The following is a 14,007-nucleotide window of genomic DNA, read 5'->3' as shown; positions in this document are numbered from 1 at the left end:
CCGCGTCCGGCCGCATTCGTCCCTGGGCTATCGGCCGCCCGCGCCTGTCAGCTACCCGGATCTGGCCTTCCGGCTACCCATCGCCGCCACCATGCAGTAGCCTCTCAATCGGCTCGGTCCAAAATACCGGTCAGGTCAGGTCGAGCGCCGAGTTGTGGTGAACGTTCCGGCCGATGCGATCTCGCTGCACTTCGGCTTCTTCCTCAAGGGCCGGGGTGCGCTCAGGGCAGCAGACTTCCGCGTCGAGGCGAGGGCCACAGAGGCGCTTACTGCGCCGTCCATATCACAATGGTCACGGGCTGCTGCGTGGACTACCCCAACGAATTTGACGTTCTCCGATGTGTTTGACCTGTCAGCGGCATCCGCCTGATCTCTTCCGGCGGCTATTGCATTATGAGGCCCAGCTCGCATGGAAGATTGAGTTCCTTCCAGCACGAGTTGGGTCTTAAGTCACGACTTCCCGCCCTGAGCCGAAGTTGCTGGATGGCCGACTAATGGCGGCTTCTAAGAAGCGCTGGCAGCGACCTGGGCGGCTGGTATGGGTCGGAAGTGGCTGTCAGACTGGTTCGTTTAAGGAGCACCCATAACGAACCAACAGTGCCGGTTCCCGTCCGCATACACAAAACGAACCACACTGATGGCTGCAATGGGAGGCAAATGGAAGTTGGCTTGCCGCCCGGAAGCAGACCTTCGGCTCCGCGTCCAGCGCGGAGACTCCGACCGTACGCGCTCAACTGCCGAAGCGGACGTAGGCGCTTCGATCCAGCCGCCGACAGTCGCCCGCAGCTTACTGGGACTGCCGTAAGTGAAGCGGCGACGCCTTGCTCGCGGAAGGGCAAATACTCGAATGGAGCATGCTGATGTGCAGCCGGCTGCGACAACGGCTGAGCGCATAGACGGAGCACGTCATGTCTCGGCCCATTGCCGAAGCAGGTTGTGATAGGTCCCCGTCAGAGACACCAGCGCCTCGTGTCCCGGTACGTCGCGGGTCAGATGCCGGATCGAAGTGTCGAGGTCAAACAGCAGGGCCCGGCGCGTCCGGTCGCGGATCAGGCTCTGGATCCAGAAGAAGGAGGCCACCCGTGAGCCGCGCGTGATCGGCGTAACGTTGTGCAAGCTGTCGGCCGGGTAGATGATCAAGTCACCTGCCGGCAGTTTGACGGCGTGGCTGCCGTAGGTGTCCTCGACCGTCAGCTCGCCACCGTCGTACTCATCCGCCCCACTGAGGAACAGCGTCGCCGAGATGTCGGTCCGGATGCGCTGGCCATCCAGCGACTGCCGGATGGCGTTGTCGATGTGTGCGCCGAAAGTCATGCCGGCGTCGTACCGGTTGAACAGAGGCGGGAACACGGTGTGCGGCAGCGCGGCCGAGAGGAACAGCGGGCTGCGCTTGAGCGCGAGCAGGACCATGTCGCCGAGCTCGCGAGCCTCTGGAGTGCCCTCCGGCAGCTGAAGGTTCTTCTTGACCTGCGCCGACTGGAACCCGGCGGTGACTCGACCGTCGGTCCAGGCAGCACGATCCATGATCGCACGGCAGCGGGCGACCTGATCTGCGCTGAGCACCTGCGGGATATGTACGAGCATGAGATGGGTCCGTTTGGCTAGGCGTTCTCGGCGGACATCAAACGCGGGTTAGGCAATGCGGAGGTGCCGCCCCGCAGCGCCGCATTGTTCCGCCGCTTCCGCAACCACATCAGCACGCCGGTGATCGCCAGGAGCGTCGGCAGGGCCCCGCAGAGGCCCGCCAGCGTCGCCCAGACCGGGCCGTGTGAGCGGCCCTCATGCACGCGCCGCATCCAGGTGCCTATGGCATCCCCACGGCGCGGCGGTTGTTCCAGTGTCGCTTGCCCGGTCGCGTCGTCGATGCTGATCGAGTGCCGCGTACCATCTGGGGCCTCGACCTCCAAGCGCCACGCCCTCGTGGTTATGCTGGGCGCAGCGAGCATCCGCGGTGTCTCAGGTTCGGCAGCGTCCTTCCCGATCTCAAGGGCCCGTTCCGCCGTGAGTGCCGGGTGTGGCATGAGTGGATCGGCGCCGGCGCGCCTAACAGGTGGCTGCGGCGTGTCGAGCGCGTTCAGCACGGCGCTCGCCTGCGGCGGGAAGGCCAGCACGATGCCGGTGAGCGCCATCAACCCCAAGGGGATCGAGATCCAGAAGCCCGCGAGGTGATGCAGGTTGATGCTCGTCGTTGGGCCCCGGCGCCAGGCGAAGGCGCGCACGAGGCGCGCGTTGCGTGGCAGCCAGAGGACCAGCCCGGTCAACGACAGTAGGAGCAGCGCGACGCCCATCCAGCCGACGATGGCGCGGCCGGAGTATTCCGGAACCATGAGGTTCTCGTGGAAGACGTGGACTTGCCCGATCAACGAATTACGGAAGTCCTTTATACCGAGCACCGCGCCGGTCGGTGGGTCGAGATAGACGAGACGGCTGGGCGGCCGCCTATTGCCGGCCTGGCCCTCGGGCCGGCCGCTCCGGTCGGTGGCACGCTCACCGTCCGGCTTGCGCTCAGCCGGGGATAGTGGGGGTTGGAGGCGGACCATGACGGTAACCGGCCTGCCTTCTCCGTTCGGCCAGCGCAGCATCGCAGCTCGGCCGCCGACGGCCTCGCTTGCGCTCTGCATGTACTCGTCCGCGGGACGTGCCACGGCCGTGCCGGTGGTCGCGTAGAGGCTGGGATTGAGGACCTCGTCGATCTCGTCATCGAACACGAGGACCAGGCCGGTGAGCGTGATCGGCACGATCAGGAGCGCCAAGCCGATCCCGAGCCACAGATGCACCTTGCGGAACATCGTGCGCCCGGAAGGGAGTCGTTCAAACGCCATCGGTCTCATGCCCGCTCAGCCACCGCCGGCCGGTCTTGGTTCAAGACCGCATCGAAAGCAATTCGGCTAGCTTAGAATTTATCCAGTATATCATCAGTTTTAAATTATTATAATCAAGAAATAACAGCAAAATATTTCGGGCACACAGATTCCGATTGATATTAGAATGCGGATTAAGATACCCGGCAGATACGTACGGTGCAGGCATTCTAGAACTGTTATGAAGAAGCAGGAACTGATCGCCGAACTTTTCTCGGCCGCCGATGATGGGTTTGGCCCCTCATTCGACAACGGATCCAGCCCTCGCGCAGCCGGATTGACCCGCCTTTCGCAGGCCGCGTTCGGCGCAGCCTCGCTGGCCTTCGTCGCCGCGCCGGCCGCAGGGCAAGAGGCCATCTCGATCGTCATGGACCAACTCGACGTCACCACGTCGGGACCACCCACGGGCTCGCCGTACAATCCCCGGCAGCTTCAGCTTCAGCGGCTACCGACCCCGATCCTCGACACCCCTCAGACCATCACGGTCGTCCCGCAGCAACTCATTCAGGATCAGCGCGACTCGACGCTCGTCGAGACGCTACGCAACGTGCCCGGCATCACCATGTTCGGCGGCGAGGGCGGCACGCAGGGCGACAACATCAACATCCGCGGCTACTCGGCCCGCAACGACTTCTATCGTGACGGCGTCCGCGACCCTGGCTGGTATACGCGGGACACCTTCAGCATCGAGAGCGTCGAGGTGCTGAAGGGGCCTTCCTCGTTCTTGTTCGGGCGCGGCTCGACTGGCGGCGTCGTCAACGTCACCAGCAAGCTGCCGTTCTTCGCCGCCGACAAGGTCCAGATCGACGCGTCGAGCTACAGCGCCCCGGGCGCGCGCGTCACCGGCGACATCAACCAGGTCCTGGGCGACTCGGCCGTCCGTCTGGCGTTCCTCGCCAACGACACGGATGTCGCCGGCCGCGACCACATCAACACCACGCGCTTCGGCGTCGCGCCCTCGATCCGGGCCAACCTGACGCCGGACGATCAAGTGACGGTCAGCTACATCTACCAGAAGGACAACAACATCCCGGATTACGGCATCCCGATCCTGCCGGGCGGTTACTTTGGGACGTATTACGGGCAGCCGGCACCGGTCTCGAAGAACACCTACTTCGGCCGGCTCAGCCCGGGCTTGTCCGACACTGAGCAGGTCGACGCCCATATCGGCACCCTGCAGTACAAGCACACCTTCGATCAAAACTGGAATATCACCAACACCACGCGCTACTCGCTAATCGACCGGTTCGTGCGTGTCCGCGGTGTTCAAGTCAACGCGACGAACCTCTACGGGCAGGCTACCGGCGGAGCGGCGCTTTCGAGTGCGGCCTTGTTCGCGCGTCCACTAGGAAGCCTGTACGTGAACAACACGAACGACTTCCAGAACCACACCGTCAACACGCTGTTCACGAACCAGACCGATCTGGTCGGGCACGTTGATACGTTCGGCCTTCAGCACACGCTACTGAGCGGGATCGAGCTCAGCCAGGAGACCCGCGATCAGTACCGGACCAACATCACGGGCGGTTCGCGCGTCAACGTCGGTTTGCCCAATCCCTACCCGACCAGTCCAGGTGTCGTTCCAACCATCAGTACGGACACCTACGACGTCGGCAATACGGTCGGCGTCTATGCGAGCGATCAGGTCAAAATCAATCGCTACTTGGAGTTGATGGGCGGTCTCCGGTACGACGATCTCACGGTCCATCAGCACGCGGCCTCGGTCCTGACGCCGTCTTATATCCAGACAGGCCCAGTGAACGCGACAACGCCGTACAACGTTGTCAACAAGGTGCAGTTCGTCAGCTGGCGGACGGGTGCAGTTGTCCACCCGGTCGACAACGCCAGCGTCTACTTCATGTACGGAACCTCGTTTGACCCATCGAGCGAGTACCTAACGATCACCGGTGGTCAACAGAACCTCAAGCCGACCACCAACGAAACCTACGAGGCCGGCGCCAAGTATGATCTGTTCGACAGTCAGCTCAGTCTAACGGGGGCGGTGTTTCAAATCACGCAGCAGAACGCGATCGAGGCGGTCGACTCAACGAACGGGATCTACTCCGAAGTTGGTACCACGCGGGTCAAGGGCTTCGAGTTTGGCGTTGCCGGCAAGATCACGGACGCGTGGAGTGTGTTCGGCGGCTACACCTATCTGGACGGCCGCGTCTTGAAGAGCGCCCAGAATACCACGGGTGCCTTCGTGTCGACGCCGGGCAACATCCTGGCCAACACGCCGCATAACACGTTCGCGCTCACCAGCACCTACCTGGTCTTGCCCGGTCTGACGGTCGGCGGGAGCGCGTACTATGTGGGCGAGCGCTTCACCAGTTCGGCGAACACCGCCCTCGTGCCTGGCTATTGGCGGTTCGACGCACTGGCCAGTTATCGGCTTACCGAAAACGCGGCGTTGCAGCTCAACGTCTATAACATCGCTAATACCAAGAACTTCGAGACCGTCTCCGGTTACGGCTCGGCCACGCCCGGTCCAGGTCGGACCTTCGTGCTGACAGCACGCCTGACGTTCTGAGCGCGTTCAACCTCTCCGGATCAATGGAGCGATGCCGACGTGATCACACAGCCGGACGGCATGCCTCTGTTGGCGAGATTACAAGCGGAGCAGGCTCAGCCTTTCAGAATGCAGCTAGACCTGATCTGGATCCGAATATCCGTCGTTCTTGCTATATCTACCTTGGTGGCTTGATTTGGGCCGACTTCGCGATCTATCTATGGAAATCTAAAGTAAAATAAAGAATTAGGTTGATTATGAACTACCACTATTTGAATGGCTCGGGATCGTTGGTTCGCCGAGTGCGATGGGAGGGCTCTGTGTCGCGCTGGAGCCTTAGATGTCGCATGCGGTAACCCAGTCTGCCGTCAGACGGCTCATTGTACGCATCGGCGGTTCCCTATCCGGGATGCGCCCGCTCGCACCATTCTTCTGCCTGTACATGACCTTCGGAGCGACGCTCGGCTTCCTTTCGGGCGGCGCGCCGCTGATCCTGCGGGCCCGGGGCGTGGGGCTGGCCGAGGTCGGGCTACTGCAGCTCATCAACCTGCCGGTCGGGCTCACCTTCCTGTGGGCGCCGTTGCTCGACCGGCTCCGCCTGCCGGTCCTCGCGCATCGGGTCGGCTGGATCGCGGCGGCCCAGGCGACGACGATCCTCCTGCTGACCACCTTGAGTTTCGGCGCGCACTGGCCACTCCCGGTACTCCTCGCCCTGGCGGTGGCCGCCTGCGCCTGTGTGGCGACCATGGACATCGCTCTCGAAGCTCTGGTGGTCGAGACCGTGCCGGCGGTGCAGCGCGCCTTTGTGGCCTCGGCCAAGCTGTGCGGGGCCTCGTTGGGGGGCATCCTGGGTGTCGGCGTGCTGGTTGGCTCCTACGACAGCCTCGGCTGGCGTAGGGCGGCCCTGGCCTGCGCGGCCCTCGACGCCCTCTGCCTGCTGCCGATCCTGGGCTACCCGGAAGCGCGCCTCCACGGGGTGGCGGGCGGCCCGGAGCGATGGTCGGGGGGGCTGGCGCGGCTGCGCACTCTGGCGGGACGGGTGCTCGTCCTCGGGGCTTACTTCGCCGCCTCCTACCTGCTGGCCGGACCCAACACCCTGGCGCTCCTCGATCTCGGCGTGTCGCTCGGGCAGGTCGGGTTCCTGACCGGCACCGTGCTGCCGGGGGTCAACCTGGTCATGGCGGTGGCGGCGGGCGGGTTGGCCGCGCGGTTCGGCGCGGTCCGACTGATCGCTGGCGGCGCCGTCGGTGTTTTCGCCTCCGGGGGCCTGATGGCCGGAGCCTGCGCGGTCGGGTCGGCGGGGCTCGGGATTGCCGCCACCGTGCTGAGCTTCGTCGCAGGCGGCTTCCTCGGGGTGCCGGTGTTCAACATGATCTACCGCTGGGCGCAGGGGCCGAAGCCTGCCACCGACTACGCGCTGCTGTTCGGGGCGGCCTTCTTCGCCGCCATGCCGCTGCGGGTCGCCGCCCCGGCGCTCGCCGGCTGGATCGGCTGGCCAGGCTACTTCACCGCCACCCTGCCGCTCTACGCCGCCGCGGCAGCGTGGCTCGCTATCGCGGTGAGCCGGACACTGCGGGCCGACGGGGCGGCGCTATGATCGCCGAGGTCGCCGCGAAGGTGCCCGACTCGCTCGCAACCTATCGAAACGGCGTCGCTGAGGGTCAAGGCGGCCCGGGGGCGCTGCCCCTCGGCGCCCTGCGCGACGCGGCTGTGTTCGATGCGACGCTCGCGGCCTTCGGGGCTGGGTTCGGCGCGGAGTTCCAGATCGCGGACCCACGGATCCGGGTCTCGTACTGGAGCCAATTCTACCTCGCAGCCCTCGCGACGCCGGCACTGACTGCCCTGATCCGCCTCGGCCGACCGCTGCCGCTCGCCTTCGACGCGGTGAGTCTTGAGATCGACACGTCTGGGCGCCCGTGCCGCTTTTACATCCCCGCCGGCAGGCTCGGCTGCGCGGCCTGCCCGGCCCCCGGACTCTCTGGGCTCGTGGAGGCGCACCTGCGCCCGTTCGTGGAGCTGTGCCACGCCCGCTGCGGGATCGCGCCCCGGATCCTTTGGGGCAACGCCGCGGTAATCCTCGACTACGTCGCCCAGGAACTCGGGACTCTGCCCGGGGATGGGCAGGGGGCCGGCATGGCTCCCAACTGTGCCTCCGCTTGTGAAGACGTCGCGGCCTGCCTCGGATGGCGTGCCGGCCCGGGCTGCGCTAGGAGCCCCTTGGCGCAGGCGCTGTGCCCGGCGGCGTCGGGCTGTCGGCGGCGGCGCGTCTGCTGCCTGCGCCACCGTCTGCCGGGGGTGCCGTCCTGCGGGGCGCTCTGCCCCGTCGCCTGCACCGCCCAACGCTGATCCGAGCCGCGCGATGCTGAAGGCCTTCCTCACCTATTACCGGCCGTATCGGACGCTGTTCCTGGTCGATTTCGGCTGCGCGGTGCTGTCAGGGCTCCTGGAACTCGGCTTCCCCATCGCCGTAAAGGGCTTCATCGACTCGCTGCTGCCCCGACAGGACTGGGGCTTGATCCTCCTCGCGGCGGCAGGCCTCACGCTGGTCTACGTCGCCAATGCCGCGCTGATGGTGGTGGTGACCTACTGGGGCCACGTGCTCGGCATCAACATCGAGACCACGATGCGGGCGCGGGCTTTCGACCACCTGCAGAAGCTCTCGTTCCGCTTCTACGACGGCCAGAAGACCGGCCACCTCGTCGCGCGGGTGACTAAGGACCTGGAGGAGATTGGTGAGGTTGCCCACCATGGGCCCGAGGACCTTTTCATCGCGGTGATGACGCTGCTCGGCGCCTTCGCGCTCATGCTCACCGTCCACGCGCCGCTGGCGTTGATCACGGCGGCGATCCTGCCGCTGATCGCGTTCGTATCTATCCGCTACGGCGGCCGTATGACCCGGAACTGGCAAGCGCAGTATGGCCGGGTCGGCGCCTTCAACGCGCGGATCGAAGAAAATGTCGGCGGCATGCGGGTCGTACAGGCGTTCGCCAACGAGCCGCACGAGCGCGCTTTGTTCGCCCGCGATAATGCCCGTTACCGCGACACCAAGCTCGAAGCCTATCGACTCATGGCGGCGGGGCTGTCGATCAACTACCTCGGCCTGCGCCTGGTCCAGATCGCGGTGCTGGTCGGAGGCGCGGCTTTCGTGGTTCGGGGTGCCCTCTCGGCCGGCGGGTTCGTCGGCTTCCTCCTACTGGTCGGAGTTTTCTACCGCCCGCTGGAGAAAATCGGAGCCGTAGTGGAGACCTACCCGAAGGGCGTGGCGGGCTTCCGCCGCTATCAGGACCTTCTCGTCACCGCGCCCGACATCGTCGACCGTCCCGATGCCGTCGAGGCGCGGGTCCTGCGCGGCGACATCCGCTTCGAGGGGGTCAGTTTTAGTTACGACCGAGCCCGACCGATCTTCGTTGGCCTCGACCTGACGATCACGGCCGGCGAGACCATCGCGTTCGTCGGCCCATCTGGGGTGGGCAAGACGACGCTCTGTGCGCTGCTACCGCGCTTCTACGAGGTCGAGGCGGGGCGGGTGACGATCGACGGCATCGACGTGCGCGACCTCACTCTGGCGTCCCTGCGGCGGCAGATTGGCATCGTGCAACAGGACGTGTTCCTGTTCGCCGGTACGATGCGTGAAAACATCGCCTACGGCCGCCTCGACGCGACCGAAGCCGAGATCGATCAGGCCGCACGCCGCGCGCGGCTCGGATCGCTCATCGACGCCCTGCCCGACGGGCTCGACACGGTGGTGGGGGAGCGCGGCGTCCGACTGTCGGGGGGGCAGAAGCAACGCATCGCCATCGCGCGGGTGTTCCTCAAAAACCCGCCGATCTTGATCCTCGACGAGGCGACTTCGGCTCTCGACACGCAGACGGAGCGAGAGATCCAGCAGGCGCTCGCCGAACTCGCGCGGGGTCGCACCACTCTCGTCATCGCCCACCGGCTAGCGACCATCCGCAACGCCGACCGCATCGTGGTTCTGGGCGAGGACGGCGTCGTCGAACAAGGGCGGCATGCCGCGCTGCTTGCCGCCGACGGTGCCTACCGCCGCTTGCACGTGGCTCAATTCGGCGGCGCTGGCGACGATGAGGCTCCCGCAGCAGCTGAATGAAGATCCGCTCCAAGGCTCAGGTTCCGGTGCAAAGCCCAGCCTCACCTGAGGCCGCATTGCCGATTATTTTCGGCCGATACGCTGCTGTCACCTGCGCGCCACAACCCCCATCGTTCTAATTTGAGCGGCTTGTTCGGCATCAACCTTCACCGTATCGGTGGGGCAGAAAAATTAGCCAAAACAGTAGTTTAGCATTATTCTAAATCACACGGCGGCCCCGTCGCACCTCTCTGCGGCGATCGCGGGCGGCTGCCTGAATTGGGCTCGGGGCTTGCGTAGTATGATTACCTCTTCTCCTCGCCCCAGCACCGTGCGGGCCCTCGTCCTCGCCGGTGCATCGCTGATGGCGATGCAGGCCGCGCAGGCTCAAGAGGCGACGCAGCCGCGCCGTGGTGGTTCAAATCCTCCCGCCGAGAGCAGCGTGCAGCTTGAAGAACTCAGCGTCGAAAGCCAGGGCGGCGGCGGACCGGTCGCTGCGGCCCGGGTCGGAGCGGCCTCGCGGGCGGTGGAGAGTCCGACTGGGCCAATCGATGGCTACGTGGCCCGACGCTCGGCGACCGCGACTAAGACCAACACCCCGCTGATCGAGACGCCACAATCGATCAGCGTGGTGGGCCGCCAGCAGCTCGACACGCAGAACGCCCAGACCCTGCAGCAGGCGACACAATACGTCGCCGGCACCTACGCGGGCACCTTCGGCGCCGACACGCGTATCGACTATTTCCAGCTGCGTGGCTTCGTGGCGAGCGACTACGGTCTCTACCGGGACGGCCTACAGCTCCTGAACTACGGCTTCGCCTACAGCCGGGTCGACACGTTCGGGCTGGAGCGCGTCGAGGTGCTGCGCGGCCCCTCCGCGGTGCTGTTCGGCGCCGGCAATCCCGGCGGCCTGATCAACCAGATCAGCAAGCGTCCGACCGAGAACCCGTTTGGCTACATTGAGGTCGGCGGCGGCTCTTTCGACCAGCGCTACGCCGCCTTCGACGTCGGCGGCCCGGCCGACGCGGAGGGCCACTGGTTCACCCGCCTGACCGGCTACGCCCGCAACGGCGGCACCCAGGTCCAGGGCGCGCCGGACGACAGCTACTACATCGCCCCGGCCTTCACCTATAAGCCGGACGGCTCGACCAAGTTCACGATCCTGTCGAGCTTCCAGCACGACAACACGGCGGTGACCTCGAACTTCCTGCCCTATTACGGCACCGTTCGACCGCAAGCTGAGGGCCTGCGCATCCCGCGCTCGCTCAACGTCGGCGACGCCGGCTTCAACACCTTCCAGCGCGACCAGGCCTACATCGGCTACGAGTTCGAGCACGTCTTCGACGACACCTGGGCGGTGCGCCAGAACGCCCGCTACGGGGTCACCGAGAGCTTCCAGAACTCTTATATCGGTCAGCTCGGCTATGCCGATCCGCTCCAGACCCAGCTCGCTCGCTACCTGTTTCGGGATCACGCCAAGATCGCGCAGCTCGACGTCGACACCCAGGCCGAGGCCAAGTTCTCCGACGGGTTCTTCCGCCACGACTTCCTGATGGGCGTGGAGTACCGGAACTTCCAGATCCACGACAACCAAGCCTCGGGCTTCCCGGGCCCGAACCTGAACATCCTCGCGCCGATCTACGGCCCGCAGACGGTCTCGGCCTCGCCCTACCTGATCCAGGCGGACTCGTTCCAGCAAGTCGGCCTCTACTTTCAGGATCAGATCAAGATCACGCCGGAGCTGACCCTGATCCTCGGCGGCCGCCAGGATTTCGTCCAGAACACCGTCTACGATCGCCTGACGCCGTCGAACACCAACGGCCGCAATGACAGCGCCTTCACCTATCGGGCAGCGGCGATCTACAATTTCGACTTCGGCCTCGCGCCCTACGTCATGTACGCGACATCGTTCCAGCCGCTGATCGGCACCGACATCAACGGCCAAACCTTCAAGCCGGAGACGGGCGATCAGATTGAGGGCGGCGTCAAGTTCGAGCCGCCCGGCCAGGGCTACTTCCTGACGTTTGCCGGCTTCGACATCCACCGCAACAACGTGCAGACCCCCAACCCGGCGAACACACTGTTCCAGCAGCAACTCGGCGAGGTACGCTCCACGGGCTTCGAGTCGCAGCTCGTCGCCAACCTGTTCGATGGCCTCAACGTCGTGGCCTCCTACACGGTCTTCGGGATCAACACCGTGCGCGGCAACGCCGACCAGATCGGGCGGGTGCCGGTCAACACCCCGGAGAACCTCGCAAACCTGTTCTTCGACTACACGATCCCGACCGGCGAGTGGCGCGGCTTTGGCTTCGGCGGCGGCGTGCGCTACGTCGGACGCTCCTTCGCCGACGTCGCCAACACCCTGCGCCTGCCCGACTACGTCCTGTTCGACGCGCAGGTGCACTACGACTACCAGAACTGGCGCTTTCAGGTGAATGCGACCAACCTCGCCGACCGACGCTTCGTCTCGTCCTGCCAGGCGGAGAATTCCTGCTTCTACGGCGATGCCCGGCGGGTGCTAGCGAAGGTCAGCTACAAGTGGTGATACAGCCTAACGGTCGAGCCTGAACCGGATCATCAAGCCGCCACAGCACGAGCGAAGCTAATCGCCGACGGATCGAGTGCCTGTTCGGCTGTGCGGGCGCCAGTTGCGGTCGATCCTGAGCCCCCGACGCCGGGTTCGCGCTCGTGCCATTGCGACGGGGTCGAGGGCACGAGCCTCCTCCGTCCACCCGGCGTTGGACAACGCCTTCAGCATGGCCGACCAGAACGGGCGGTGACGCCAGTGGCTGAAGCGCTGATAGATGCCGCCGGGCGAGCCATAGATCTTCGGGCAATCCGGCCAGCGACATCCGCTGAGTGAGACATGGATGATGCCGGACAGCGCATGTCGATCGTCGCTGCGACTTTCGGGATTGGCGGGTAGATGGGGAGCGATGACCGCCCATTGCGCGTCACTGAGCCAGAACAAGCCATCCTGATCGAGCATGTGGTCAAGCGTTCTAACGAGACCCGTGTGAGTTAGAACGGCTCCAATCAAGTGGCAATGGCGAATGTCGGCGCGCGAGGCCGGGGCGAGCCGTGATGGCCGCTCGGCGAGCATCCTGCGACGGACGGGGCAGAGCGTCGCGATAGCTCTCTCACACGAGCCGCATCTCGTCGGGCTTGAGGCCGAGGCTTCGGACGATGTCACGCACGAGTGAGCCCACCACCTCCACCTGCATGTCGTCCGTCGCCAGTTCGCCGACCCGCGCCAGAGCCACTGCGACTGACTGGGCGAGCACGGCGTAGACGCGCACAGCTTCGCGCCTCTGATGTACCGCGATCAGGTAGGCCGTGCGCTTCACCCGCTTGGTCACCGACTTAGTTCGATCCCCCGGCAATCGGCGTCACTCATCGAGTCAATCCTTGTCGGGCTTCTCCTTCGTGATGGCGCCGGTCTTCGGATCGACGTGAAACTCCATCTTCACGCCGTTCTTCACGCCCTCACCTTCCCAGTGGCCGTCGTCGGCCTCCAGTTCGGTGATGCTGGAGTAGCCCGCATCCATAAGCCTCTGATTGACCTGCTCGGCCGTCATCCAGTCCGGTCCGGGCTTGTCCTCCTTCGCCAAAGATGGGCCTACGAGCCCGAGGGTCGCCACCAGGGCATAGGGGATGAGTGCCGTCCGCTTCATTAGCCGCCTCCGTTTCTGATTGTGTCTGACAACGGGTGGCGTGTGGAGCAGTTGCGCGGCGATCGCCGTGGATGGCGGTCAGAGCCGGCCGTCCACGGCCTCGAAGTTGACGACGCCCGGGCGGCTTCGCAGGCGGTTTGCGATCTCGGCCACGGCTTGCTGCGGAAGCCGTGCGAACGCGATCAGGACCTCGTCCTGCGTAGGATCGGCGGCGCGTTGCACAACGAACTGGCGGATGCGCGAGGCACGTGGGCCAGCAATGTCCTGCAGGGCGTCGAAGGACATGCAACCGGGCTCGGCCAGCACCCGCAGCGGCCGGACCGGCAGGCGGTCGTGGTACCGCTCCTGTAGCGGCTTCAGACCTACCAGGATCACGATTAGAATGACCGTTGTTGCGATAGCGGCCGCGTAGAGCCCGCTGCCGATCGCGAGGCCGATGGCTGCCACCGCCCAGAGGCTCGCTGCCGTAGTGAGGCCCTTCACGACTTCGCCGCGCAGCAAGATCGTGCCGGCGCCGAGGAAGCCGATACCGGAGACGACCTGAGCAGCGATCCGGGAGGGATCGAGCACGACGTTCTTGGCGCCGAGTACGTTGCTGGAGCCGAAAGCCGAGACGATCATGATCAGGCAGGCGCCGACGCCGACGAGCATGTGGGTGCGCAGGCCGGCGGCCCAGAGCGGGCGCTCGCGCTCGCGCCGATCAGTCCACTCAGCACGGCAGCCAGGGCAAGCCGCGCGAGGATCTCGATGTTGCTCAGCATGGCTCGAACATGGCTCAACTGGCACTCGCTGGTCGAGAGGTTCGCCACGCCAGATGAGCCGTGATGGCATGGTTGCCTTGCCTCACCCGGCTGCTACTCCGCTGGTGCAGGATGC

At 65.2% G+C, this 14,007-nt stretch carries 10 protein-coding genes and 1 pseudogene; 5 read left to right on the top strand and 6 right to left on the bottom strand.

The window, feature by feature from the left end; translation table 11 throughout:
• Window positions 1-906: 906 nt before the first annotated feature.
• Together MKL01_RS06295 and MKL01_RS06290 are read right to left on the bottom strand one after the other, a co-directional pair.
• The gene (locus MKL01_RS06295) at window positions 907-1,584 is read right to left on the bottom strand and encodes a Fe2+-dependent dioxygenase (protein ID WP_243904362.1); all 678 of its coding nucleotides are present in this window, start codon (window positions 1,582-1,584) and stop codon (window positions 907-909) included.
• Window positions 1,585-1,601: 17 nt separating this feature from the next.
• Window positions 1,602-2,789 (bottom strand): PepSY-associated TM helix domain-containing protein, encoded by a 1,188-nt coding sequence (locus MKL01_RS06290; protein ID WP_243904361.1) that lies wholly within the window; start codon window positions 2,787-2,789, stop codon window positions 1,602-1,604.
• Window positions 2,790-3,042: 253 nt separating this feature from the next.
• On the opposite strand from MKL01_RS06290, the gene MKL01_RS06285 reads away from it, so the two are divergent.
• The 5 genes from MKL01_RS06285 to MKL01_RS06265 all read left to right on the top strand — a co-directional run bounded on the left by MKL01_RS06285 (window position 3,043) and on the right by MKL01_RS06265 (window position 12,002).
• Entirely contained in the window at window positions 3,043-5,391 is a 2,349-nt protein-coding gene (locus MKL01_RS06285) for a TonB-dependent receptor (protein ID WP_243904360.1), read from the top strand.
• A gap of 388 nt (window positions 5,392-5,779) precedes the next feature.
• The gene (locus MKL01_RS06280; protein WP_243904359.1) at window positions 5,780-6,967 is read left to right on the top strand and encodes an MFS transporter; all 1,188 of its coding nucleotides are present in this window, start codon (window positions 5,780-5,782) and stop codon (window positions 6,965-6,967) included.
• The gene (gene fhuF / locus MKL01_RS06275) at window positions 6,964-7,716 is read left to right on the top strand and encodes a siderophore-iron reductase FhuF (protein ID WP_243904358.1); all 753 of its coding nucleotides are present in this window, start codon (window positions 6,964-6,966) and stop codon (window positions 7,714-7,716) included. The genes MKL01_RS06280 and fhuF overlap by 4 nt, the downstream gene beginning before the upstream one ends.
• Before the next feature lie 13 nt (window positions 7,717-7,729).
• On the top strand, window positions 7,730-9,478 hold the full coding sequence (locus tag MKL01_RS06270; RefSeq protein WP_243904357.1) for an ABC transporter ATP-binding protein: 1,749 nt from the start codon (window positions 7,730-7,732) through the stop codon (window positions 9,476-9,478).
• A gap of 280 nt (window positions 9,479-9,758) precedes the next feature.
• Window positions 9,759-12,002 (top strand): TonB-dependent siderophore receptor, encoded by a 2,244-nt coding sequence (locus MKL01_RS06265; RefSeq protein ID WP_243904356.1) that lies wholly within the window; start codon window positions 9,759-9,761, stop codon window positions 12,000-12,002.
• A 57-nt stretch (window positions 12,003-12,059) separates the two neighbouring features.
• Here the strand turns inward: MKL01_RS06265 and MKL01_RS06260 are convergent, their stop codons facing one another.
• The 4 genes and pseudogenes from MKL01_RS06260 to MKL01_RS06245 form a co-directional block, all read right to left on the bottom strand.
• Window positions 12,060-12,446 carry a transposase gene (locus MKL01_RS06260; protein WP_409566207.1) on the bottom strand — a complete coding sequence of 129 codons (387 nt, stop codon included), beginning with the start codon at window positions 12,444-12,446 and terminating at the stop codon, window positions 12,060-12,062.
• A gap of 151 nt (window positions 12,447-12,597) precedes the next feature.
• The gene (locus MKL01_RS06255; RefSeq protein ID WP_243904355.1) at window positions 12,598-12,816 is read right to left on the bottom strand and encodes a hypothetical protein; all 219 of its coding nucleotides are present in this window, start codon (window positions 12,814-12,816) and stop codon (window positions 12,598-12,600) included.
• Between the two features lie 42 nt (window positions 12,817-12,858).
• Window positions 12,859-13,131 carry a PepSY domain-containing protein gene (locus MKL01_RS06250; RefSeq protein WP_243904354.1) on the bottom strand — a complete coding sequence of 91 codons (273 nt, stop codon included), beginning with the start codon at window positions 13,129-13,131 and terminating at the stop codon, window positions 12,859-12,861.
• 78 nt (window positions 13,132-13,209) lie between these two features.
• Window positions 13,210-13,892: pseudogene (locus MKL01_RS06245) on the bottom strand (MgtC/SapB family protein).
• Window positions 13,893-14,007: the final 115 nt, after the last annotated feature.

The sequence above is a fragment of the Methylobacterium sp. J-070 genome (assembly GCF_022829385.1).
GTDB lineage: Bacteria > Pseudomonadota > Alphaproteobacteria > Rhizobiales > Beijerinckiaceae > Methylobacterium.
This window is presented reverse-complemented; position numbering and strand designations above follow the sequence as displayed.

What these genes read in the sequence shown, in the direction of transcription:
- MKL01_RS06290 (WP_243904361.1), bottom strand. Translation starts at nt 2,789, where the DNA reads ATGTTCCGCAAGGTGCATCTGTGGCTCGGGATCGGCTTGGCGCTCCTG.
- MKL01_RS06295 (WP_243904362.1), bottom strand. Translation starts at nt 1,584, where the DNA reads ATGCTCGTACATATCCCGCAGGTGCTCAGCGCAGATCAGGTCGCCCGC.
- MKL01_RS06270 (WP_243904357.1), top strand. Translation starts at nt 7,730, where the DNA reads ATGCTGAAGGCCTTCCTCACCTATTACCGGCCGTATCGGACGCTGTTC.
- MKL01_RS06260 (WP_409566207.1), bottom strand. Translation starts at nt 12,446, where the DNA reads ATGCTCGATCAGGATGGCTTGTTCTGGCTCAGTGACGCGCAATGGGCG.
- MKL01_RS06265 (WP_243904356.1), top strand. Translation starts at nt 9,759, where the DNA reads ATGATTACCTCTTCTCCTCGCCCCAGCACCGTGCGGGCCCTCGTCCTC.
- MKL01_RS06250 (WP_243904354.1), bottom strand. Translation starts at nt 13,131, where the DNA reads ATGAAGCGGACGGCACTCATCCCCTATGCCCTGGTGGCGACCCTCGGG.
- MKL01_RS06280 (WP_243904359.1), top strand. Translation starts at nt 5,780, where the DNA reads ATGCGCCCGCTCGCACCATTCTTCTGCCTGTACATGACCTTCGGAGCG.
- MKL01_RS06285 (WP_243904360.1), top strand. Translation starts at nt 3,043, where the DNA reads ATGAAGAAGCAGGAACTGATCGCCGAACTTTTCTCGGCCGCCGATGAT.
- fhuF (WP_243904358.1), top strand. Translation starts at nt 6,964, where the DNA reads ATGATCGCCGAGGTCGCCGCGAAGGTGCCCGACTCGCTCGCAACCTAT.